We start from the raw sequence: 21,658 nt of genomic DNA, 5'->3' as shown, positions 1-21,658 counted from the left end.
GTCGGCGGGGTACTCGGCGGGGTGGTCGGCGGGGTGCCGACCGGGGTGACGGTGAGCGTGACGTCCGCGTCGGCGGTGCCGCCGCGGCCGTCCGAGACCGTGTAGCCGAAGATGTCGGTCCCGCTGAAGTCGGCCGCGGGGACGTACCCGCACCGGCCGGCCCCGGAGCAGTCCACCGCGCCGTGCGCCGGGCGGGACCGGACGGTGACGCTCAGCGGGTCGCCGTCGGCGTCCGTGTCGTTGGCGAGGACGTCGAACGACACCGCGGTGCCCTGCACGGTGACGACCGCGTCGGGCGCCGCGACCGGTGCGAGGTTCGGCCGCGCGACCGGGGTCACCGTAACCCGCACACTGCCCTCCGCGACGCCGCCCCGGCCGTCGGACACCGTGTAGGTGAAGGAGTCCTCGCCGGTGGCACCGGGGTCCGGCGTGAAGGTGCACCGGCCCCAGGGCAGGCAGGAGACGGTGCCACGGTCCGGATCGGTCGCCGACGTGAGCGTGAGCGCGTCGCCGTCCGGATCGGTGTCGTTCACCGTCACGGAGAACACCACCGCCGTCCCCTCGGGGGTCACCACGGAGTCGGCGGTGGCCGTCGGCGGGCGGTTCGCCGGCAGCGGCTCGGCGGCGGACGACGGCACCGCGGTGCCGGCCGCGGCGAGGAGCGCGGCCGCCCCCGCCGTCAGGAGCCGGGCGCGAGGTCGTCCGGGCCGTCGTCCGGGCCGTCGTCCTGGCCGTCGTCCGTCGACCGTCCCCGCTGCCCGACCGTGCACCTGGACCGCCCGCCTTCCTGTCGTCGTCGTTCCTGTCGTCGCCGTCGCCGGGCAGGAGACCAGGTGGCGGTCACGGCGCGGTCACCACCAGGTCACCGGACGCCGTCGGTGCGGTGTGGAAGGGTGCGGCCATGACCGATCCGGGCCCCACCCCCCCGGCCGACGACGCCCCCGGGCTGCGCTGGGGCGTCCTCGGCACGGGCGGCATCGCCCGGGCCTTCGTCACCGACCTCGCGAACCTGCCCACGCACTCGGTCGTGGCCGTCGGGTCGCGGACGCCGGCCGGCGCGGCGGCATTCGGCGACGAGTTCGCCGTCCCCCGGCGGTACGACTCGGTGGCCGGGCTGGTCGGGGACCCCGACGTCGACGCCGTCTACGTCGCGACCCCGCACCCCGCGCACGCCGAGGGCGCGCTCGCGGCGGTCGCGGCCGGCAAGCACGTGCTCGTCGAGAAGGCGTTCACCGTCGACTCAGGCCAGGCGCACGCGATCGCGGACGCCGCCCGCGCGGCCGGGGTCGTCGTGCTCGAGGCGATGTGGACCCGGTTCCTGCCGCACACCCTGCGGATCCGCGAGCTGGTCGCTGCCGGCGCGATCGGCGAGGTCCGGACGGTCGTCGCCGACCACGGCCAGTGGTTCGCGCAGGACCCGACCCACCGGCTCTTCGACCCCGACCTCGGCGGCGGCGCGCTCCTCGACCTCGGGATCTACCCGGTCTCGTGGGCGTCCATGATCCTCGGCGCGCCGTCCCGGGTGACCGCCGTGAGCGACCCGGCATTCACCGGCGTCGACGCCCAGACGTCGGTGATCCTGCAGTACCCGGGCGGGGCGCACGCCGTCCTCACGACGACGCTCGAGGCGCTCACCCCGCGCCGGGCCTGGATCTCCGGCACCGAGGGCACGATCGAGGTCGACCCGACCTTCTACGCCCTGACGTCGTTCACGCTGACCCGGCGCGACGGGCACGTCGAGCGCTTCGAGACGCCGGCCGAGATCGTCGGCGGGGACGGCGGCGGCAAGGGGCTGCGGTTCGAGGCCGCCGAGCTCGCCCGCTGCGTCGCCGAGGGGCTCCCCGAGAGCCCGCACCTGCCGGTCGCCGAGACCGTGGCGATCATGGAGACGATGGACGAGATCCGGCGGCAGATCGGGCTCGTGTACCCGGGTGAGGAAGCGGCGGACCTCGTCGGGGCTGTGGCCGACCTCGACGAGGCGGGCGAGTGGATCTCCGTGCCGGACGACGAGGCGCCCGCCCACCCGTACGACGAACCGCTCGTGCGCCTGCTCGACGGGATGGGTCTGCGGCACCTCACCGACGCCGGGTGCCTCACCTTCGTCGGCGGCGCCGACGAGTTCGCCGTGCTCAGCGCCTTCGGGGCCGACCTGTCGTCCCCGATGAGCGTCGAGCAGGCGAGCGAGGCCATGGTCGACGCCGTCTGCGTGCTGAGGACACCGAGCGGTGTCGTCGTCGCCGAGGAGAACGGCTACCAGGGTTCGCGCACCGAGGTGCTGCGGCGGGCCGCCTCCGACGGGCGAGCGGCGAGCGTCGTCTGGAACGTCAACGCGCTGGGGACGTTGTCGCTCACCGAGGACGGCGCCCGCGTCGGCGGGGCCGACCTCGTCGCGCTCGGCCTCGGGGTGGAGTTCGACCTGCCCGCCGACGTGCGGCCGGCGCTCACCGCCGCGGCCGCCGACGAGACGACGAGCCCGGTCCCCGCCGCCGTGGCGGCCGCCGCCGGGTGGGCCGGGTTCCAGGTGCCCGAGGTGTGGTTCCCGGACGACATCACGGTCTACCCCGTGCTCGCCGTGGCCGACGACTTCCGCCCAGGCTCCCCCGAGCACACGACCCTCGCCTGGTCGATGGCCGACCTCATCGCCCGCGTCGTCGCGGCGCCGCCGGCGACCCAGCGCGCGATCGCCGAGTGGGCGGCCCTCGACCGGCTCGCCGCCGCCGGGCTCGACGGCGACCCGGCCGTCGCCGCCGTGACCGCCGGCTTCGGAGCGGACGGCGGCCCGGTGCCGTCGTTCGAGCCCGCGGCAGCGCTCCACGAGACGCTGCGCCGCGAGGCCGAGGTGCTGCGCCGCACCGACCCGTCGCGGCACGGCGGCGAGAGCGGCCCGGACCTCGCCCGCGCGCAGACCCGGCTCGCCGCGCTCGAGACGCTGCGGCACGCGTGCTGGCCGGTCCCCGTCGAGGGCGCCATCGGGGCGCTCGAGCGCGTGCTGCTCCGCGGCGGCCCGGACGAGCACCGGGCGCTGCGCGAGGTGCGGCTGCTGCTGGACCGGGCGGTCTGACGACGCGGTCGTCGGTTCAGCGGTGGCTTGTCACGAGGCTCCGGTGAGGCGCACGCAGCGGCCGTCGGAGAGCGTGCACCGGATCGTCGTCCCGAACGTGTCGCCGCCGGGCACCACGAGCGGGAAGCGCACCTCGTACGACCTGGAGTCCGGCGCCCAGGTGAAGGTGACCGCGACGTCCCACGTCTTGGTCGGGGGACCGTCCGGCGCGTCCGCTCCTCGGTACACCCGGGTCTTCGGATCGATGGCGCCGAAGAGGGACTTCGCACTCACGACGGCTTGGCCGTCGGGTGACATCGGCGCCATGTTCCACTGCGTGCAGCCCTCCCAGAGCCGGTAGATCCGGTCCGCCCGCACGGTGACGATGCGTGCGTCGAGCAGGGGCGCGTCACATCGCTTCGAGCCGCTGAAGCGGACGAGCAGCAGGCGGTCGCCATGGATCCGGAGCATCTCTTCGCCGTTCGGGATGCCCCCGACGCGTGTGTAGTCGCGGTCTCCGGGCTTCCAGACGAACGGGAGCTGTCCGCCGTTCGCGCCCGGCTCCCCCACCACGACGTGATCACCGACCCAGCCGATCGGCGCCGTGCTCTCGTCGCCCGCGATCTTGGCCACGAGCGAGTCGTCAGACGCTGTACGGATCTGCAGCTCGTACCGGACGTCGGCCGCTGACGGTTCACCGAACTGCCGGTAGATCGCGTACCGGGAACCGTCCGGCGAGAACACACGCTCCGCACCGTCCGACTCCGGGCTCGTCATCGGACTGTCGGTACTCGTCGGCAGCTCCGCCAACCGAGCCAGCACCGCACGCACCTCAGGGTCGCTCGAGACGGTCGACGACCGCACCGACGGTCGGGGCTGCGGCGTGGTGGGCCGCGTGACCGGACCGTCGTCCTCGGTCCTCGTCGCCGGCACCGAGGAGGACACGACGACCACGGCAGCAATGACCGCGCACAGAGCGGCCCCGGCAACCTTCGCCCGCCGCCGGCGCCGCACCGTCCGGTACCGCTCGACGACCGCACGCACGGGCACCGGGCCGGCCGTCGTCCCGACCGCGTCAGCGACGTCACCGAGCTCGGACCGCAGCAGCAGCTCGAGGTCGGGGACGCCGTCCGCGTCGCGGGTGAGGCTCATCGGGTCACCCGCCCCTCGTCGTCCACGACCGCGAGCCCGGAGTCGAGCATCGCCGCCCGCAGCGTCGCGAGCGCCCGGTGGGTCTGGCTCTTGACCGTGCCGGTGCTGCACCCGAGCAGGGCCGCGGTCTCGGCCTCGGAGAGGTCTTCGTAGAAGCGCAACACCACGGTCGCGCGCTGGCCACGCGGCAGCCGCGCCAGGTGCGGCCACAGCACCGACCGGTGCAGCACAGCCTCCAGGTCGTCGGCCGGGCTCGCCCCCGGTGCGGCGAGCAGCCGACCGCCGGCGTCCGCGGGCTCGGCGACGGCCGACTCGCGCCCGCGGTGCCGCCGCCACCACGACGTGTACGTCGTGACCATCGTGCGCTTGACGTAGCCCTCGACGGCCCCGGTGTCCCGGATCCGCGGCCAGGCGACGTACGTCTTCGCGAGCGCCGTCTGGACGAGGTCCTCCGCCGAGGACCGGTCGCCGGTGAGCAGGTACGCGACGCGCAGCAGTGCGTTCCAGCGCGCGGCGACGAACGCCGTGAGGTGCGCGACGTCCGCACCCTCCTGCGACCTGCTCACCGGCTCCCGTCCGCTCCGCATCCCCTGTCACGGGCTACGACGCGAACGGGGTCCGGCGGGTTGTCGTCGCCGGGCATTCAGACGAAGACGTACTCCGCGTCGTCCAGGAGCGTGCCGGCCTCGACCGGACGCAGCCTCGCGACGAGCGCGAGCGCGCCCGCGTCGTCCGGCATCGTCGAGGAGAGGAGCACGAGCGTGACGTCCGGGCGCGCCACGAGGACGTACGGGTCACCGGTCCCGGCGGACCCCACCGGCCTGCGCCAGATCGTCACCCCTGGGGTCGGTGAGGGCAGCCGGCGGCACAGCCCGGGCGGCTCCTCGATCGGCAGCTCGGGCGGGCACTCGCCGGCCCGTTCGGCAGCGGTCAGCGGCCCGAACTCGTGGACGCTGACGGACTCGTCGGCGGCGAGGTATTCCAGTTCGAGGACCCCGGTGCTCTCGTTGGCGGTCAACGAGCTCAACGTGGCGCCGGGGGCGTCGTAGGCGTACGGCTGCGGCGCCAGTGCGGTGACCTTCCCGGCCCGGAATCCCGGGCCGAGCAGCTGGCTCGCGACGACGACAAGGACGACGACGGCGACGACCGCCGGCGCGGCCACGAACCGCATCGGACCCCGGCCGTTGACGAGCGTGTCCGCGGACACCGCCGACAGCGGGCCGAACATCACCGCGAGCGCCGCGGCGAGCAGGGTGAGCAGCAGGGAGGACCGCAGGACGCCGAGCAGCACGGCCACGGCCGCGGCGAGCAGGACCAGCGCCACCGGAAGGGCGGCCAGCGCGACGACCCACGCCCGCCGCACCCGGAAGGCCAGCAGCGCACCCGCGAACGCGACGAGCAGGACGAGCGGGGAGACGAGGACGGCGGCGTAGGACCGCGGGCTGCCGATGCAGCTGTCCCCCTCGCAGCCCGGCAGGAGCACGGACGAGACGAGCGCCACGAGTGCCATGAGGACGATGAAGGCGATCTCGGCGACGAGGCCGGCCAGGGCGGCGGTCGACGGCCCGCGACCGGCGGCCCCGAGGGGGTTCGCGCGGGGGCCGGGTGCCGACCGGTCGGTGATCATGGTCCGACGCTACCTCGCCGGCGCGGGGACGTCGTCAGGCCGGGCGGTCGGTTCAGACGTAGACGTTCTCCGCTGCGTCCAGGAGCGTGCGGGCGTCGACGGGGTGCAACCGGGCGACCAGCGCGAGCGCTGCAGCGTCGTCCGCCATCGTCGTCGCGAACAGCACGATCGTGACGTCGGGCCGGGCCACGACGACGTAGGCCTCGTCGGCCCCGGAGGCCCCTGGCCCACTGCGCCAGACGGTCACGTCCACCGACGGCGACGGCAGCCTGCGGCACAAGCCGGACGGCTCGCCGACGGGCAGCGCCGGCGAGCACGCGCCGGCCCGGGCCGCGGCGGTCACCGGCCCGACCTCGTCGACGTCGACGAACTCCTCCTCCCCGACGATGTAGTTGAGCTCGAGGACGCCGGTGTACCGGTTGGCGTTCAGCGAGTTCAGCACAGCACCGGGGACCTCGTAGGCGTACGGCTGCGGTACGAGCGCGGTGACCCTGCCGGCCTGCCAGCCCGGGACGAGCAGCCGGCTCGCGACGACGACGAGGACGACGAGCGCGACGACCGCGGGCACCGGGACGAACCGCAACGGCCCGCGCCCGTCGACGAGAGCGGTCGCCGCAACCGTCGCGACCGGGCCGCACGCCACGGCGAACCCCGCGGCGAGCAGGGTGAGCACGCGCGAGGCCTGGAGAACACCGAGCAGCGCGGCGACGCCGGCGCCGAGCAGGACCAGCGCCACCGGCAGGGCCACCCCGGCGACGGCCCACGGCCTGCGGACCCGGAGCACGAGGACCGCACCGACCAGAGCGGCGAACAGGACGAGCGGCGACACCAGGACGCCGGCGTACAGCCGCGGGCTGCCGATGCAGCTGTCCCCCTCGCACCCCGGCAGGACCACGTGCGAGACGAGCGCCACGAGGGCCATGAGGACGACGAAGGCGATCTCGGCGACGAGGCCGGCCGCCGCTGCGGTGAGCACGTCGCGGCGGCCGATCCCCCACAGGCCCGGGGCGGTCGCGGCCGGACCGGCTGCCGACGGGTCCGTGATCATGGTTCGACGCTACCTCGCCGGTGCGGCGGACGACGACGCCCGCCGCACCGGCTCGGTGCTACTGGTTCGCCGGCTGCGCCGGTACCTGGGCCGGCGGGTCGGCGGCCGCGGGCCGCACCGCCGGGGCCGCCGCCGGGCCGTGCGCCGTCCCGCCGTGACCCGCGCCGTCGAGCATGCCGCGCACGACGGACAGCCCGGCGAGGCCCTGGCCGATGACCGACGTGACCATCTCCGTGACCCCCTCGGCGCCGTTGAGCACCTGCATGTTGCCGACGTTCTCGAAGGCCTTCGCCGCGTTGGCGACGATCGCCGGGTAGTTCTCCGCGATCTCGTGGAGGACGACGGCCTGGCTGTTCGTCGAGAGGGCCTGCGCCCGCCGTTCGATGGACTCGGCCTCGGCCATGCCCTTCGCCTGGATGGCGAACGCCTCGGCCTCACCGATCGCCCGGACCGCCGCGGCCTGGGCCTCGCCCTCGGCCCGCAGCGCCTCGGCCTCCGCCGACCGCCGGGCCTTCTCGCCCTGGCCGCGCCGCGAGCCCTCGACGGCCTCCGCCTCCGCGAACGCCGAACGACGGGCCTTCTCCGCCTCACCCGTGAGGCGGGCCCGCTCGGCGTCCGCCTCGGCGGCCGCGATGACGCTCGCCTTGAGCGCGTCGGCGTCCGCGATCGCCGCGGACCGCTTGGCGAGCGCCTCCTGCTCGACCCGGTAGCGGGCGGCGTCCGCCGGACGGCGCACCTCGGCCTCGAGCTGCTGCTCGCGCCGGGCCGCCTCGAGCTTGGCGACCTCGGTCTCCTGGACGACGACCTCCTGCTGGGCCGCGGCGGCGGCGAGCGGGCCGGCCATCTGGGCCTTGGCGTGCGCCTTGTCGACCTCGGCCTGGTACTGCGCCTGCGCGATCTTCGACGCCCGGACCGCCTCGGCCTGCCGGGCCTGCGCGACAGCCTCGGACTCGGTCGCCTGCTGGTTCGCGGAGGCCTCGGCGATCCTGGCCTGCATGAGCACCTCGGCCGCGAACGGGCGGGAGAGGTTGCGGATGTAGCCGGTGGGGTCCTCGAGGTCCTTGATCTGGAGCGAGTCGATGACCAGGCCGAGCTTCTCGAGCTCGACACCGGCGGCCGACCAGGTCTCCTGCGTGAGGCGTTCGCGCTCGCGGACGAGCTCCTCCATCGTCAACGAGCCGATGATCGAGCGCAGGTGGCCCTCGAAGACGCTGACGATCTTGTCGACCATCTTGTTCTGCTGGTCGAGGAAGCGCCGGGCGGCGTTGGAGATGGACGCGCGGTCGTCGCCGACCTTGAAGATGACGACGCCGCGCACCCCGACGGGGATGCCCTGCTTCGTCACGCACTGCACGGCGAGGTCGGCCTCGTTGATGTCGAGGCTCATCTTGCGCACGACCTGGACGCCGGGGAGCACGAACGTGCCGGCCCCGGTGACGACCCGGAAGCCCAGGCCGTTCGGGTCGCCGGTGCGACCCCCGGTGATGACGAGCGCCTGGTTGGGCTCCGCGACGCGCCACATGCTCTTGAAGACGCCTGCGACGGCGAGGAGGCCCGCGACGACGACGCCCGCGGTGAGGAGGAGGGTTTCGACAGAGGCTGCCGACATGGTGGTTCGCCATCCTTCAATGGCTTGTCAGACGCGCCGCGGCGGGCTGCTGCCCTGATCGGCCGTGGCGCGGGTGATGGGTGTCCCCGGTGGGCGAGGGAAGACTCGTTCGGGGTTCCCCGGGTGGAGGGCCGGTGCGCCGTTGCGCCGGTCGAGGTGATCCCTTCGATGTCCCGCCGGCCGCAGTCGTTCCCTCGCGGGGCCGGTCGTGCGGACGGGGCGGGCCGGACGGCGCTCAGCCGTCGGCGACGGCCACGACGAGGGTCCTCGGCGGGTAGACCTCGGTCACGGTGACGCGGGTCCCGGTCGGGACGGCGATGCCGCGGTTGCGGCTGTACGCCCCGAAGGTCTCGGTGCCGCCACGTGCGGCGACCTTGACCTGCCCCAGGCCCTGCACCGGGATCGTCGTCGTGACGATGCCGGACTCACCGACCAGCTCTGCTGCGTCCACCGCCGCGCTCCTCGCCCGCCGGGGCACACCCTCGGCGGGACGAGCGGTGACACTAGACCCCGGTCACGCCGTCGCGGAAGAGGGCCAGCCCAGTCCGCTGCCCCGGGGTGCGGGGACGACGACAGCGAGGTCGGCCGACGCGCGCTCGACGTCCGCAGCGACGTCCGCAGCGACGTCCGCAGGGACGTCCGCAGCGACGTCCGGGACCCGGCGCTCGAGCAGGGCGTGCTCCGGCAGGGGCAGCGGCTCCTGCTGCGGGACGAGACCGCTCGCCGGGTGCAGCAGCGTCCAGACCGCCTCGCCGTAGGAGCCCGGTTCGACGTCGGTCGCGAGCAGGTCCTGGACGAGCCGCCCGACGACGAGCGACTGGAGCACCTGGGCGGCCGCGTCGACGTCGAGGGTGCCGGGCAGCCGGCCGGTCTCCTGGGCGCGGACGACGACCCGGGCGAGCGCGCGGCGCAGGTGGACCTGCGCCTCGGTCGCCGTCCGCAGCACACCCGGCGCCCGCAGCGCCTCGGCCCAGGCCTGGAGCTGGACCCGGCGCAGGTCGACGCCACCGTCCCCCGCCGCGGCGTCGAGCGCGTCGACGACGTGGGCGACGGCGTCCGCGGGGTCGGGGGCCTCGTCGTCGGCGAGCAGGTCGGTGAGGGAGTGCGCGGCGGCGTTGAGGGCTCGCTCGCAGATCGCCTCGACGAGCTCGTCCTTGCCGCGGAAGTACCGGTACACCGCCCCGGCCGACAGGCCCGACTCCTCGATGACGTCGGCCATCGTCGCTGCGTGGAAGCCGTTGCGGGCGAACCGGACGAGCGCGGCGGAGACGATCTGCTCACGGCGGGCGGCGAGGTGGCTAGAGCTGACGCGAGGCACGGGGCGAGCCTAAAGCGAACGGTCGTTCCGCTCCGGGAGGCGCGCCCGGGTGCCGGTGTGACGCCGACCGGAGCGAACGTCCGTTCGCCGTGTGCCACCGTCACGGGGGCCGCTCCCGCTGAGCCGCTCAGAGGTAGATCACCGTGCATATCGAGAGTGATCTACCTCTGAGGGGCCGGGAGGCGGGCGGGGAGCGGGCCGGAGCAGGACCGGAGTGTCGGCGGCCCCGGCGGACACCAGCGCCGGGATCATCGACCGGGTGATGGGACCGACGCACCGCGCCCTCGGAGCGGTCTTCGGCGTCGGGTACGGCGTCTCGATGGGGCTGCCGGTCGCGGGTGTCGTCGGCTGCGGGGTGCTCGGGACGCTCACGGCGGCCGGGGTCACGAGCCCGGACGTCGACCAGAGGCGGGGCTGGCGGCTCGCCGACACCCTCACGCCCGACGAGCTGCTCGGCGGTCACGGACCGATGCAGCACCGCGGCATCACGCACTGGTGGGGCGTCGCGCTCGTCGCGACCGCCGGCTGGCTCACCGGTCTGCTGCCGCTCGCCGGCGACGGCGGCCGGGGGAGCCTGCTCGCGCACGCCGTCGGGGCACTGCTCGCCGGCTGGTGGTCGCACCTCGTCGGCGACCTCGTCTTCGGCAAGGCGGACGTCCGCACCGGCCGTGGCCCCGGCATCCCGATGATGCCCTGGTGGGGGCACGTGGGCCTGTCCCTCGACGTCGGCGGCCGGCTCGAGCGACTGACCCAGGCCGGCCTGTGGCTCGTCGTCGCCGGCCAGGTGCTCGCCCAGGTCGGCCTGCTGGGCCGCCTGCTCGACGCCGGCCGGACGGTCGTCGCCGGGCCCTGAGACGGGCAGGGCGGCGTCCTCTGGTGTCGAACGCACCCAACCCCGTCCTCTGGTGTCGTAAGTACCCCAAACCTCAGTTTTGGAGTGCTTTGCTCACCAGAGGACGCACGATGCGTGCGTCGGGCACCAGAGGACGTCGGCCCGAGGGTGCAGAACCCGCCAGAGGACGGCACCCGGGCACGCGCCAGCGACGGTGTGGTGTTATAGAACGCGAAGCCCCGGACCGGTGAGGAGAGTGCGCATGTCCCCGCAGCTCGACCGTCCGCCGCCGCCCTACCTGCAGATCGTCGAGCACTACCGGGACCGCATCCGCGACGGCCGGCTCGAGGACGGCGAGCGGCTGCCCTCGACGCGTCAGCTGGCGCAGGAGTGGCGGGTCGCGCACGCCACCGCGGCGAAGGTGCTCTCGACGCTGCGCACCGAAGGGCTCGTCCGGGCCGTCTCGGGCGGTGCCGGCGGGACGCTCGTCCACAGCGGCGTCCCCGACGACCCGGACGACCCGATCAACCGCGGGCACGGGCTGCACCACCTGGTCCGGACGGCGACCGGCGAACCGCGGATCGTCTCCGCGGACGTCGAGCCGCGGCCGCCCGCGCACGTCGCGCAGGCGCTCGGGCTGGCGGCCGGCGCCGCGGCGATCCGCCGCCGGCAGGTGCTCGCCGCGGGGGAGGTGCCGCAGTCGGCGTCGACGGGCTGGTTCGCCGCCGACCTCGGCGCGGCCGCACCCGCGCTCCTGCTCGACGAGCGCGTCCCCGGGGGGACGGCCGCCTACGTCGCGCGCTGCACGGGGCGGGTCCTCGGGAGCGGCCGGGACGAGATCAGGATCGTGCCCGCCGACCCCGGCACCGCGGCGACGCTCGCCGTCGACGAAGGGTCGTCGGTGCTCCTCACCCGCAGCTGGGTGCTCGACCGGGACGGCGGTGTCGTCGAGTTCGGCGAGTGCGTCTCGGTGCCGGCACTGCCGCTCGCCTACGAGTACGCACTCGCCTGAACGGGCCGGGCCCGTCGCGCCTGTTTGACGCGTTCTAGAACGCGATCTAGGTTCGGCCCATGCCTCGCACGGTGATCGGACTGCTCGTCCCCGTCGACCCCGACCTCCCGTTGGCGCTCCACCTGCTCCCGGACGGGTCCGTCGCGATCAGCGACCTGCTCGGCGGCGGCCTCCTCGGCGACCCCGAGGTCTGGGTCGCGCGGCACGGGGCGGACGTCCGGCGGGTGCTCGTCTACCGGTCCGAGCCGGTGCCGGACGCCGCACCGAACCCCCGCCTCGCCGCGCTCGCCGACCTGCTCGAGGTCTCCCCGGAGACGGTCGCGCCGGTCGTCGCGGACGTGCTGCTGCTCGGCGCGGGCGAGGACGGCGCGGACGCCGACGTGCCGCCGCTCGTGCTCGCCACCGTGCTGCACTCCGGGTGGCCGGTGTCGATGCACGTCGTCACGCCCGGCACCGACCGGGAGGCCGGCGACCGGCGGTGGTGAGCCACGCGGTCCGGGCCGGGCCTGCGCAGCGGCCGCTCAGCACTCGATGACGTTGACGGCGAGCCCGCCGCGCGCGGTCTCCTTGTACTTGATCTTCATGTCGGCGCCGGTCTCGCGCATCGTCTTGATGACCTTGTCGAGGGAGACGACGTGCGAGCCGTCGCCGCGCACCGCCATCCGCGCGGCGTTGATCGCCTTGACGGCGGCGATCGCGTTCCGCTCGATGCACGGGATCTGCACGAGCCCGCCGACCGGGTCGCAGGTGAGTCCGAGGTTGTGCTCCATGCCGATCTCGGCGGCGTTCTCGACCTGCTCGGGCGTCCCGCCGAGCACCTCGGCGAGCCCGCCGGCGGCCATCGAGCACGCCGAGCCGACCTCGCCCTGGCAGCCGACCTCCGCCCCGGAGATCGACGCGTTCTCCTTGTAGAGCACGCCGATCGCCCCGGCGGTGAGCAGGAACCGGACGACACCCTCGTCGTCCGCGCCCGGCACGAAACGCGTGTAGTAGTGCAAGACAGCGGGGATGATCCCCGCCGCGCCGTTCGTCGGCGCCGTGACGACCCGGCCGCCGGCGGCGTTCTCCTCGTTGACCGCGAGCGCGTAGAGGTTGACCCAGTCCATCGCGTGCAGCGGGTCGCGCTGCGGCGAGCCGGCCGCGGTGTGCACCCCGCCGGACGCCACGTGCTCGGCGTGGGCCTCGTGCGCCGCCGCGTGCACCTCGTCGTCCCGGTGCAGCTGGGCGCTCAGCTCGGCGGCCCGCCGGCGCACCTTGAGACCGCCCGGCAGCACGCCGTCCGCGTGGCAGCCGCGATTCACGCACTCCTGCATGACGTCCCAGATCCGCAGCAGCCCGGCGCGCACCTCGTCGGCGGGCCGCCAGGACTCCTCGTTGGCGAGCATGACGTCGCTGATCCGCACGCCGTGCTCGGTCGTCAGCGCGAGCAGGCCCTCGCCGGTCGTGAACGGGTACCGCACCGGCGTCGTGTCGGCGACGACCCGGTCGGCCCCGGTCGCCGCCTCGTCGACGACGAACCCGCCACCGACCGAGTAGTACGTGCCGAGGTCGAGCTGTGCGCCGTCCGCCCCGAACGCCGCGCACGTCATGCCGTTCGGGTGCGCGGGCAGGCTCTTGCGGCGGTGCAGGACGACGTCCTCGGCCGGGTCGAAGCCGATCTCCGGGCCGCCGCCGAGCCGCAGCCGGCGCGAGTCGCGGATCTTCACGACGTGCTCGTCGGCGGCGAGCGGGTCGACGGTCTCCGGGTGGTAGCCGGCGAGCCCGAGGACGACCGCCTTCGGGCTGCCGTGGCCGTGGCCGGTCGCGCCGAGCGAGCCGTAGAGCTCGACGCGCACCCGGGTCACGTCGTCCAGCAGGCCCTTCGCCCGGAGCCGGTCGACGAAGAGGACGGCGGCGCGCATCGGCCCGACGGTGTGCGAGCTGGACGGGCCGATCCCGACGGAGAAGAGGTCGAACACAGACAGGGCCATGGTCCGACCACGCTACGGCTGCCCCCGGGGGCGGGCAACGTCCGGGGGCACCACGTGGTGGAACTGTCGGAGCAGGCCGCCTGCGGGCCGCCGTCGGGACTACCCGCGGCGCCGCCGCCGGGCGATCCGGTGCGCGACGACGGCGCGCATCGGCGGGACGACGACGCCCTGCCGGGCCATCCGCCGCCGCACGAGCTGCCGGGTCCGCAGGATGCCGACGAGCCCGACGGCCCAGAGCGCGTACTGCACGAGCAGCGCCACCCGGAAGTCGTCGAGCCCGTAGGACGACGCCCCGCCGGTCCGGACGTCGAGGAGCACCCCGACGAGCAGGATTGTCGTGAGCGCCGCGAAGAACCCGCCGACGTTGACGATGCCGGTCGCGGTGCCGAGCCGGTTCGGCGGGTTGAAGGTCCGCGCGAAGTCGAAGCCGATCATCGACGCCGGCCCGTTCGTCGCGAGCGACACGACGAGGACGACGAGCAGCCACAGCGGCGCCGGGCCGGGCCAGGCGAGGACGGCGGTCCAGCTGACGACGGTGCCCGCGAGGACGGCGAGCACGAGCCAGGAGCGCCGCAGCGGGTGCCGCTGGACGAGCACGCCGAGCAGCGGTCCGCCGACCAGGCCGACGAAGACCATCGCGGAGAGCAGCCGGCCGGCGGTCGAGCGGCTCAGGCCCTCGCCGGAGACGAGGAAGGGGAACCCCCACATGAGCACGAAGGCCGTGCCGGAGAACTGGGTCGTGAAGTGCGTCCAGAGCCCGAGCCGGGTGCCCGGGTGCCGGAAGGCGATCCGCAGGTCGCGCCAGACCCGGGTCACGTCGACGGGGCGGCCGTGCGTCACCGGGACGCCCGGCTCGTCGTGGACGGCGACCGCGATCGCGACCGCGACGACGACCCCGACGGCGGCCACGGAGACGAAGGCCGTCGTCCAGCCTTTCGCGTGGAGCAGCGCGACGAGCGGGACGGCGGAGAGGATCTGCCCGAGCTGCCCGGTGAGACCGGTGAGCTGGGTGAGGACCGGCACCCGGGACGGCGGGAACCAGGCGGCGACGAGCCGCAGCACGCTGATGAACGTCGCGGCGTCCCCGGCTCCGACGAGCGCGCGACCGACGTAGGCGACCCCGACGTGGTCGGCGAGCGCGAGGACGACCTGCCCCGCGGCCATGACGAGCGAGCCGGTGACGAGCAGCCGGCGCGGGCCGAAGCGGTCGAGCAGCACCCCGATCGGGACCTGCAGGCCCGCATAGACGAGCAGCTGGAGCACGGTGAAGCCGGCGAGCACACTCGCCGACACCTCGAACCGCTGGGCGGCGTCGAGGCCGGCGACGCCGAACGACGTCCGGTGCAGGACGGCGACGACGTACGCGGCCATCCCGAGCGCCCACACGGACCAGGCGCGACCGCGGGAGCTCGTCATGACGGGCATCAGTCTCCCACCCGTGGGACGACGGACCCCCGGAGACGGCCCGCCGCACCGGACCGGCTGGCAGGGTTGGGCCGTGACCGCGACCCGGCCCCTCACGGCGGACGACGTCCCCGCGCTCGTCGACCTCGTGCGCGCCAACCGCGTGTTCCTCGCGCCGTACGAGCCCGACCGCGGGCCGTCGTGGTTCACCGTCGACGGCCAGGCGGCGGCCGTCCGGGACGCGCTCGAGCGGGCGGCCGAGGGGGTCATCGTGCCCCGGGTCGTCCTCGCACCGGACGGGTCGGTCGTCGGCCGGGTCAACCTCAACAACGTCGTGCGCGGGGCGTTCCAGTCGTGCTCGCTCGGCTACTGGCTCGACGAGGGGCACACCGGGCGCGGCCTCGCGACGGCGGCGGTCGCCGAGATGCTCGTCGTGGCGTTCGACGAGCTCGGGCTGCACCGGGTCGAGGCGGGGACGCTCGTGCACAACGTCGCCTCGCAGACGGTGCTCGCCCGCAACGGGTTCGAGCGGTTCGGGCTCGCGCCCGGCTACCTGCGGATCGCCGGCCGCTGGCAGGACCACGTGCTGTTCCAGCGGCTCAGCCCGCACGCCGGCTGACCCGGCGGGCGCGCGGTCGGGCGCGCGGCCGGGCAGCAGCCGGTCAGCGCTGCGGCACCTGCGTGAGGTCGACCAGGGGCGGCGGCTCGAGCTCACGGGCCCCGAGGAGCAACTGCTCGACGAGCCAGGTCTGGACGGCGGTCCACGCGGAGCCGAGGGTCGTCGTCCACTGGCCGTTGTAGCGCTCCCGGACGGCGCGCACGAGCGCGAAGCCGACCTGCGGGACGTCGACGAACGGCATCCCGGAGCTCTTGAGCGACTGCCCGAGGACGCGGACCTGGCGGTCGGCGACGGCCGGGTCCGGTGCCTCGGCGAGCGCGTCGACGCAGCGCAGGAGCGCGGTGACGAGCCGCTCCTCGCCGGCGGCACGGCGCTCGAGGAGCGCGATCCGGGCCCCGGGGGCGAGCGCGACGAGGTTGGCGTCGAGGCGGTCGGCGAGCAGGTCGACGTCCCCGAGGTACCACCACGAGTCGCGGACGGCCGCGACGGTGCGGCGCAGCGGGCGCCGGTTGGCGACCGCGGCGCTCTGCGGCTCACCGGCGGCGCGATGTCGCGGGACGGCGACCGTCGTGACGATGTCGTCGTCCGCCGAGGTGCTCATCGGCAGCCGACTGGCGGGTATGGACAGAAAGGACTCAACGCCGTGCACCCGCCGTTGTGTAGTCGATCACCTACTCAGTGTCAACGAGTGAGGGACGACGAACAGGGAGTAACTGGTCGCGTGCGAACGGTCACAGGCAGAATCACTGCAGGTCAGAGCCCTGCACGGCGTGTCACGAAGATTCTGCGAATTGATACGTGCTGTGCAGCATCGTTTCACCACACAAACCACATGAAGTGAACTATCGGTCTATTTCGCCCGACCGGGGTCCGGAGGGTCCCGGAGGGGTCAGGAACGCAGTCGGCCGGCGCGGGCGATCAGGGTCGCGGCGACGACGATCGCGGCCGCCAGCCCCGCCGCGACGACGACGGTCGCCGAGGAGTCCGGGCCCGACGTCCGGCCGATCGCGATCCACACCAGGCCCCACGCGAGCGCCCCGCCGTACCCGAACGAGCCCCGGGTCACCGAGGCCACGTAGGTGCCGACCCCGGCCGCGACGGCCGTGACGAAGACGCCCCACGTGTCGGCGCCGAGCACGCCCTGGGTCACCCCGGCGTCGACGAGGGCGGCGGCGATGTTGGCGATCGTCGCGGCGCTGACCCAGCCGGCGTAGAGCCCGAAGGTGCCGTCGACGAGGACGCCCTCGGTCCGCGAGGCGGGCACCGAGCGGACCAGCCGGGCCAGGATCGCGACGAGGACGACGAGCAGCCCGACGATGATCACGGCACTCGCGGCGACGTACCCGGCCTGCGCGACGAGGATCCACACGGCGTTGAGCACGAGGCTCGCGGCGGCCAGCCAGCCGGTGCGGCGCTGCCGCGGGTCGGTGCGCTGCGCGGGGAGCGCCTGCCACACCGCGTACGCGACGAGCCCGAGGTAGATGAGCGACCAGATCGCGAACGCCGGCCCGTCCGGCGCGACGAGCGTCGCCTCGGCCGAGAGCGCGCCACCGCCGGCCTCGGCGATCGGGGTGCCGCCGAACGCGCCCGAGCCGATCGCCGAGCCGACGACCGCGACGACGGCGCTCACCGCGACGACGACCTGGCGGACGACGTCCGGGCGGTGCGCGGGCGCGGTGGCGGGGGCCGGGTCGTGCTCCACGGAGACACCGGGCTCGACCGAGAGGTCCGGCGGGGTCGTGCGGCTCGTGTCGCTCATGGGTCCATCGTCCGCGGGCCGGGAGCCGGTCGCATCTCCTGCCGACGCGTGTCGCCCCGGGCCGGGGCGGTCAGTGCCCGCGCAGACATGTGAGCCGCACCGTCACCGGGGTGCCGTACCGCTCGCCGAAGCCGGTCGGCGTGTAGCCGATCCGGGTCATGTGCGCGGCGTACTTCTCGAGGTACTCCGGGACCGCGTCCGCGGCGGGCTGGGCGTCGTCGACGGACGCGACACCGGTGAGGACGACGATGTCGCCGCCGTTGCCGTCACCGTGGAAGTTCAGGCTGACCTTCCCGTTCGCCGCGACATGCGCGACCCGGGCCGCGGTGGGCAGGTTCCAGGTGCGGACGGTGTCGGCGCCGTCCCAGAGGAACCACACCGGGTTGGGGGAGGGCGCGCCGGACGGCGTGACCGTCGTCAGCCAGACGACCGGGTCCTCGCGCAGGTGCCGGGCGGCCCGGGCGCCGAACTCGGTGCTCTCGTCGATCGTGAAGCCGTTGTCGCTCATGACCGCATCGTAGGCAGCGCCGTGCCGGAGGACGGGCGTGCTCACCGGGTGAGCAGCGCGACGGCCGGCTCGTGGAGGCTCCCGAGCCAGACCCGGCCGTCGTGCTCCCGGACGCCCGTCACCATGTGGAAGGTGTCGCCGTGCGCCTCCTTCTCGACGGAGAGGTCGTGGACGAGGCGGCCGTCGGCGTCGTAGGCGAGCACCCGCACGGTGCGCTTCGGTGCGGGCTGCAGCGCGTCGGGCACCTTGGTGATGCTGCGCCGCAGCCAGACCGGGCCGCGCTGGATCGCCTCGACGAGCCCGTCCCGCGGGCTGGCCGCCGCGACCCAGACGAGGCCGTCGCTGCCGCGGGAGATGTTGTCCGGGTAGCCGGGCAGGTCGTCGGCGAAGGCCTCGCGCTGCCCGGCCTTCGGCCCGGTGAGCCAGAACCGGGTGAGCCTGCGGCGCGACGTCTCGGCGACGACGACCCACGCGTCGTCGGCCGCGAGCGCGACGCCGTTCGCGAAGTCGAGCCCGTCGCCGACGACGGTGACCGCGCCGTCGGGGGAGCGCCGCAGCAGCCGCCCGGTGCCGGTCACCTCGACCATCTCGGCCTTCCACCGGTCGATCGGGTGCACGGTCGAGGAGTCGGAGAAGTACACGGTGCCGTCACCGGCGACCGCCGCGTTGTTGCAGAACTGCATCGGTGTGCCGTCGACCGTCGCAGCGAGCTCCTCGACGCCGCCGGTCCACGGGTCGACCCCGAGCAGCCCGCGCCGCGCGTCGCACACGACGAGCCGGCCGGACGGCGTCCACTCGATGCCGAGCGGGCGCCCGCCGGTGTCCGCGACCTTCTCGACCGTGCCGCCGTCGTGGCTCACCCGGTGGATCGCGCCGTCCTCGGTGCCGGTGTAGACGCACCCCTCGTCGGCACCGTCGAGCGCGACGGCGACGTCCTCGGCGCCGAACGCCCCGACCTGGATCACCTGGAGTCCCATGCCGCACATCCTGTCGGTGCCGGCGCCTGCGCGGGAGGGGCGTCGTCCCGATGCTTTGCTCTGCCCTCAGTTGTGAGGGTGCGACTGCAGCAGCCCCCCGCCGCGCGTCGTCCGTCTGCTCTGCCCTCACTTCTGAGGGCGCCGCTGGCACCTGCAGCCAGAGGTGCGCCACAGCTTCGTCGTTGCTCCGCGACATGCCGGGACAACCACGGCGGGTCGGCGAGCAACGAGGAAGCTGTGGCGCGGATCGTCCGTGGCCGGCGAGCAACGAGGAAGCTGTGGCGCGGATCGTCCGTGGCCGGGTGTGACCTGCCCACACCCTCACATGTGAGGGCAGGGCAAAGCATCGGACGACGCCCCTCCCGCTCGGGCGCCGGCCCGAGACAGGCCGGTGGTGGCTACCGGAGCGCGAGCTCGAAGACGCCGTAGCCGAAGCCGTCGATCTCGACGGTCGCCGCGGGCAGCGTGCCGTCGACGAGCGCGACGCCCTTCGAGAGCAGGGACAGCGCGCCGGCGGCCTCGGCGACCTCGACCGTCGCGGCGTCCCGGCGGGGGTTGAGGACGACGAGGTGCGTGCCGCCGCGGACGTACGTCAGCGGGTACCCCGCGTGCACGACGCGGACGTCGGCCCGGGCGCCGAGCGCGGGCGTCGCGCGGCGCACGGCGACGAGGTCGCGCACGAGGTGCAGCGTCGACGTCGGGTCCTCCCGCTGGGCGGCGACCGTCGGGCGGTCGGGGGCCGGGTCGACGGGGAGGTAGAGGCGCTCCGGGTCGGCCGTCGAGAAGCCGGCGTTCGGGCCGTCGTCCCACTGCATCGGCGTGCGGCAGCCCGCCCGGTTGTAGGCGGGGTTGCAGATCGCGCCCTCGACGTCGGGCAGGCCGGGCAGGTACCGCATGCCGATCTCGTCGCCGTAGTAGAGCGACGGCACACTCGGCCAGGTGAGCAGGAACGTCAGTGCGGTGCCGAGCTGCTCCGGCCCGCGCGGGCCGCAGCGCAGCCGGTCGTAGTCGTGGTCGGCGGTCGCGAGGAGCACCGGGCGGGCCGGGTCGGCGGCCTTGGCCCTGGCCCACTCGCCGAGGAACGTCGCCGTGCTGCCCCGGCCCTCGGCGTCGAAGAACGGCGGCCGCCACTCCTGGAAGGGCAGCCGCCCGGCGTACCCGTTGTCGAAGAGGGTCGCGTGCGCGGACATGATCACGAGGAAGAAGTCCGCGTGGAAGGCGAACGACCCGTCGGTGCGCGGCTCCTGACCCTCGGGGACCAGCACGGCGTCCGGGTAGGTGACGTCGAGCCACTCCCGCAGGTCGCGCCACAGCCCGACCGTCCGCACGTGGCCCTCGTCGTCCTTGACGAGCGAGAAGGCCATGTCGACGCGGAAGCCCGCGACGCCCTTGTCGAGCCAGAACCCGAGGATCTCGCGCAGCACCGCCCGGTTGCGCAGCGGGCCGGGGGCGTCGACGGCGTCCCGCCACGGCTCGTCCTCCGGCAGCCGGCCCCAGCCGAAGTTCAGCGCGGGCTGGGCGTCGTAGAAGTTCTTCAGGTACCAGCCGGGCCGCGGACCGGGGGAGCGCACCCAGGCCGCGGTGCCGGGCAGGTCGCCGGACGTGTCGCGCTGCGGCGGGTCGTCGCACCAGACGTAGCGGTCGCCGTCCGGGTGCGGACCGGGCGCGTCCAGCTCCTCGACGAACCACGCGTGGGCGGTCGAGGTGTGACCGACGACGAGGTCGAGGAGCACCCGGATGCCGCGTTCGCGCGCCTTCGTGACGAGCTCGACGAGGTCGTCGTTCGTGCCGTAGCGGGGCGCGATGCGCAGGTAGTCGCTCACGTCGTACCCGGCGTCGGCGAACGGGCTCTCGAAGCACGGGTTGAACCAGATCGCGTCGACGCCGAGCCACTCGAGATGGTCGAGGCGGTCGATGACGCCGCGCAGGTCCCCGATGCCGTCGCCGTCGGAGTCCGCGAACGACTGCGGGTAGATCTCGTAGACGACCGCGTCGGTCAGCCAGTCAGCTCCCATGCCGACATCGTCGCGTCCGGCGGCCGGGGAGCAGCTCAGGCGCGACGGGTCAGCCGCGCCGAGACCTCGCTGCCGATGAGAGGGAGCGGCAGGACGGCGTCCGCGAGGTCCGCGCGGGCGACGCAGCCCGGCATGCCCCACACGACCGACGTCGCCTCGTCCTGGGCGATCACCGAGCCGCCGGCCTCCTGGACGGCCCGCGAACCGGCCTCGCCGTCGCGGCCCATCCCGGTGAGGACCACCGCGAGGACGCCGTCCCGGCACGCGTGCGCACCGGTCCGGAAGAGGACGTCGACCGCGGGCCGCACGAACTGCTCCGGCGGGGCGTCGGTGAGCCGGACGGCGAGCCCGGAGCCGGCCCGGTGCAGCTCCATGTGGCGGCCGCCGGGTGCGACGAGGAGGTGCCCGGGGTCGGCCCGGGCGCCGTCCACCGCCTCCCGGACCGTGAGGTGGGTCAGCCGGTCGAGCCGCTCGGCGAGCAGCTGGGTGAAGCCGGCGGGCATGTGCTGGACGACGAGGACCGGGGTCCGCACGTGCTTCGCCAGCCCGCGCACCACCTCCGCGAGCGCCTCCGGGCCGCCCGTCGAGGCGCCGATGAGGACGACCGTGGGCGGCCGGGTCCGCGGGGGCTTCAGCGCCCGCGGGCTCGCAGGCGCGAGGTCGACCCCGGAGGCGGCGAGCATCTCGGCGAGCTCGGGACTGATCCGGTCGGTCCGGGCCCCCGGCGCCGGGGCGGCAGCCGGAGGGTCCGGCCAGGGCCGTCCGGCC

The 21,658-nt window shown here is 74.6% G+C and carries 21 protein-coding genes; 5 read left to right on the top strand and 16 right to left on the bottom strand.

The features are described from left to right. On the bottom strand, nt 1-770 hold a 770-nt coding region (locus tag EDJALFJO_RS00700; RefSeq protein ID WP_143448211.1), incomplete at its 3' end, for a cadherin-like domain-containing protein. A 131-nt stretch (nt 771-901) separates the two neighbouring features. Between EDJALFJO_RS00700 and EDJALFJO_RS34755 the strand changes: the two genes are divergently transcribed. After that, nucleotides 902-3,061, top strand: a complete 2,160-nt coding sequence (locus EDJALFJO_RS34755; protein WP_198949877.1) for a Gfo/Idh/MocA family protein — start codon at nt 902-904, stop codon at nt 3,059-3,061. 30 nt (nt 3,062-3,091) lie between these two features. On the opposite strand, the gene EDJALFJO_RS00690 is transcribed toward EDJALFJO_RS34755, so the two are convergent. The 7 genes from EDJALFJO_RS00690 to EDJALFJO_RS00660 form a co-directional block, all read right to left on the bottom strand. Further along, complete coding sequence (locus EDJALFJO_RS00690; RefSeq protein WP_088281188.1) at nt 3,092-4,192, bottom strand: hypothetical protein; 1,101 nt, start codon at nt 4,190-4,192, stop codon at nt 3,092-3,094. Continuing rightward, nucleotides 4,189-4,758 (bottom strand): SigE family RNA polymerase sigma factor, encoded by a 570-nt coding sequence (locus EDJALFJO_RS00685; protein WP_198949876.1) that lies wholly within the window; start codon nt 4,756-4,758, stop codon nt 4,189-4,191. The genes EDJALFJO_RS00690 and EDJALFJO_RS00685 overlap by 4 nt, the downstream gene beginning before the upstream one ends. Before the next feature lie 77 nt (nt 4,759-4,835). After that, nucleotides 4,836-5,819 carry a hypothetical protein gene (locus EDJALFJO_RS00680; protein WP_088281184.1) on the bottom strand — a complete coding sequence of 328 codons (984 nt, stop codon included), beginning with the start codon at nt 5,817-5,819 and terminating at the stop codon, nt 4,836-4,838. 52 nt (nt 5,820-5,871) lie between these two features. After that, nucleotides 5,872-6,867, bottom strand: a complete 996-nt coding sequence (locus tag EDJALFJO_RS00675; RefSeq protein ID WP_088281182.1) for a hypothetical protein — start codon at nt 6,865-6,867, stop codon at nt 5,872-5,874. 58 nt (nt 6,868-6,925) lie between these two features. Further along, nucleotides 6,926-8,476, bottom strand: a complete 1,551-nt coding sequence (locus EDJALFJO_RS00670) for a flotillin family protein (RefSeq protein ID WP_088281180.1) — start codon at nt 8,474-8,476, stop codon at nt 6,926-6,928. 235 nt (nt 8,477-8,711) lie between these two features. Next, nucleotides 8,712-8,927 carry a hypothetical protein gene (locus EDJALFJO_RS00665; protein WP_088281178.1) on the bottom strand — a complete coding sequence of 72 codons (216 nt, stop codon included), beginning with the start codon at nt 8,925-8,927 and terminating at the stop codon, nt 8,712-8,714. Nucleotides 8,928-8,990: 63 nt separating this feature from the next. Continuing rightward, nucleotides 8,991-9,794, bottom strand: a complete 804-nt coding sequence (locus tag EDJALFJO_RS00660; RefSeq protein WP_088281176.1) for a TetR/AcrR family transcriptional regulator — start codon at nt 9,792-9,794, stop codon at nt 8,991-8,993. A gap of 262 nt (nt 9,795-10,056) precedes the next feature. Here EDJALFJO_RS00660 and EDJALFJO_RS00655 point away from each other — a divergent pair, with 262 nt between their 5' ends. The 3 genes from EDJALFJO_RS00655 to EDJALFJO_RS00645 all read left to right on the top strand — a co-directional run bounded on the left by EDJALFJO_RS00655 (nt 10,057) and on the right by EDJALFJO_RS00645 (nt 12,123). Further along, the gene (locus EDJALFJO_RS00655; protein ID WP_143448210.1) at nt 10,057-10,647 is read left to right on the top strand and encodes a hypothetical protein; all 591 of its coding nucleotides are present in this window, start codon (nt 10,057-10,059) and stop codon (nt 10,645-10,647) included. A gap of 241 nt (nt 10,648-10,888) precedes the next feature. Beyond that, entirely contained in the window at nt 10,889-11,638 is a 750-nt protein-coding gene (locus tag EDJALFJO_RS00650) for a GntR family transcriptional regulator (RefSeq protein ID WP_088281172.1), read from the top strand. A 59-nt stretch (nt 11,639-11,697) separates the two neighbouring features. Beyond that, the gene (locus tag EDJALFJO_RS00645) at nt 11,698-12,123 is read left to right on the top strand and encodes a hypothetical protein (protein ID WP_143448209.1); all 426 of its coding nucleotides are present in this window, start codon (nt 11,698-11,700) and stop codon (nt 12,121-12,123) included. A 36-nt stretch (nt 12,124-12,159) separates the two neighbouring features. On the opposite strand, the gene EDJALFJO_RS00640 is transcribed toward EDJALFJO_RS00645, so the two are convergent. Then, nucleotides 12,160-13,608 (bottom strand): L-serine ammonia-lyase, encoded by a 1,449-nt coding sequence (locus EDJALFJO_RS00640; protein ID WP_088281168.1) that lies wholly within the window; start codon nt 13,606-13,608, stop codon nt 12,160-12,162. Nucleotides 13,609-13,707: 99 nt separating this feature from the next. Then, nucleotides 13,708-15,024, bottom strand: coding sequence for a nitrate/nitrite transporter (locus EDJALFJO_RS00635; RefSeq protein WP_088281192.1), 1,317 nt, complete (start codon nt 15,022-15,024; stop codon nt 13,708-13,710). Nucleotides 15,025-15,106: 82 nt separating this feature from the next. Between EDJALFJO_RS00635 and EDJALFJO_RS00630 the strand changes: the two genes are divergently transcribed. Next, nucleotides 15,107-15,631 (top strand): GNAT family N-acetyltransferase, encoded by a 525-nt coding sequence (locus tag EDJALFJO_RS00630; RefSeq protein WP_233149602.1) that lies wholly within the window; start codon nt 15,107-15,109, stop codon nt 15,629-15,631. Nucleotides 15,632-15,674: 43 nt separating this feature from the next. On the opposite strand, the gene EDJALFJO_RS00625 is transcribed toward EDJALFJO_RS00630, so the two are convergent. From EDJALFJO_RS00625 to EDJALFJO_RS00600, 6 genes are all read right to left on the bottom strand, one after another. Further along, nucleotides 15,675-16,232 carry a hypothetical protein gene (locus tag EDJALFJO_RS00625; RefSeq protein WP_088281164.1) on the bottom strand — a complete coding sequence of 186 codons (558 nt, stop codon included), beginning with the start codon at nt 16,230-16,232 and terminating at the stop codon, nt 15,675-15,677. 288 nt (nt 16,233-16,520) lie between these two features. Further along, the gene (locus tag EDJALFJO_RS00620) at nt 16,521-17,390 is read right to left on the bottom strand and encodes a tryptophan-rich sensory protein (protein WP_088281162.1); all 870 of its coding nucleotides are present in this window, start codon (nt 17,388-17,390) and stop codon (nt 16,521-16,523) included. A gap of 70 nt (nt 17,391-17,460) precedes the next feature. Then, nucleotides 17,461-17,898, bottom strand: coding sequence for a TIGR03667 family PPOX class F420-dependent oxidoreductase (locus tag EDJALFJO_RS00615; protein ID WP_143448208.1), 438 nt, complete (start codon nt 17,896-17,898; stop codon nt 17,461-17,463). 41 nt (nt 17,899-17,939) lie between these two features. Next, the gene (locus EDJALFJO_RS00610) at nt 17,940-18,875 is read right to left on the bottom strand and encodes an SMP-30/gluconolactonase/LRE family protein (protein WP_088281158.1); all 936 of its coding nucleotides are present in this window, start codon (nt 18,873-18,875) and stop codon (nt 17,940-17,942) included. A gap of 398 nt (nt 18,876-19,273) precedes the next feature. Continuing rightward, nucleotides 19,274-20,890: an alpha-amylase family glycosyl hydrolase gene (locus EDJALFJO_RS00605; protein ID WP_088281156.1), complete on the bottom strand. Its 1,617-nt coding sequence runs from the start codon at nt 20,888-20,890 to the stop codon at nt 19,274-19,276. 35 nt (nt 20,891-20,925) lie between these two features. Then, a partial coding sequence (locus EDJALFJO_RS00600; RefSeq protein ID WP_143448207.1) for a CheB methylesterase domain-containing protein occupies nt 20,926-21,658 on the bottom strand: 733 nt, incomplete at its 5' end.

It is taken from the genome of Kineosporia sp. A_224 (genome assembly GCF_002198655.1).
GTDB lineage: Bacteria > Actinomycetota > Actinomycetes > Actinomycetales > Kineosporiaceae > R-H-3.
This window is presented reverse-complemented; position numbering and strand designations above follow the sequence as displayed.

Bases quoted from the DNA above. Each gene is read 5' to 3' on its own strand.
- EDJALFJO_RS34755 (WP_198949877.1), top strand. From the start codon at position 902: ATGACCGATCCGGGCCCCACCCCCCCGGCCGACGACGCCCCCGGGCTG.
- EDJALFJO_RS00690 (WP_088281188.1), bottom strand. From the start codon at position 4,192: ATGAGCCTCACCCGCGACGCGGACGGCGTCCCCGACCTCGAGCTGCTG.
- EDJALFJO_RS00680 (WP_088281184.1), bottom strand. From the start codon at position 5,819: ATGATCACCGACCGGTCGGCACCCGGCCCCCGCGCGAACCCCCTCGGG.
- EDJALFJO_RS00675 (WP_088281182.1), bottom strand. From the start codon at position 6,867: ATGATCACGGACCCGTCGGCAGCCGGTCCGGCCGCGACCGCCCCGGGC.
- EDJALFJO_RS00670 (WP_088281180.1), bottom strand. From the start codon at position 8,476: ATGTCGGCAGCCTCTGTCGAAACCCTCCTCCTCACCGCGGGCGTCGTC.
- EDJALFJO_RS00655 (WP_143448210.1), top strand. From the start codon at position 10,057: ATGGGACCGACGCACCGCGCCCTCGGAGCGGTCTTCGGCGTCGGGTAC.
- EDJALFJO_RS00650 (WP_088281172.1), top strand. From the start codon at position 10,889: ATGTCCCCGCAGCTCGACCGTCCGCCGCCGCCCTACCTGCAGATCGTC.
- EDJALFJO_RS00645 (WP_143448209.1), top strand. From the start codon at position 11,698: ATGCCTCGCACGGTGATCGGACTGCTCGTCCCCGTCGACCCCGACCTC.
- EDJALFJO_RS00640 (WP_088281168.1), bottom strand. From the start codon at position 13,608: ATGGCCCTGTCTGTGTTCGACCTCTTCTCCGTCGGGATCGGCCCGTCC.
- EDJALFJO_RS00635 (WP_088281192.1), bottom strand. From the start codon at position 15,024: ATGACGAGCTCCCGCGGTCGCGCCTGGTCCGTGTGGGCGCTCGGGATG.
- EDJALFJO_RS00625 (WP_088281164.1), bottom strand. From the start codon at position 16,232: ATGAGCACCTCGGCGGACGACGACATCGTCACGACGGTCGCCGTCCCG.
- EDJALFJO_RS00620 (WP_088281162.1), bottom strand. From the start codon at position 17,390: ATGAGCGACACGAGCCGCACGACCCCGCCGGACCTCTCGGTCGAGCCC.
- EDJALFJO_RS00615 (WP_143448208.1), bottom strand. From the start codon at position 17,898: ATGAGCGACAACGGCTTCACGATCGACGAGAGCACCGAGTTCGGCGCC.
- EDJALFJO_RS00610 (WP_088281158.1), bottom strand. From the start codon at position 18,875: ATGGGACTCCAGGTGATCCAGGTCGGGGCGTTCGGCGCCGAGGACGTC.
- EDJALFJO_RS00605 (WP_088281156.1), bottom strand. From the start codon at position 20,890: ATGGGAGCTGACTGGCTGACCGACGCGGTCGTCTACGAGATCTACCCG.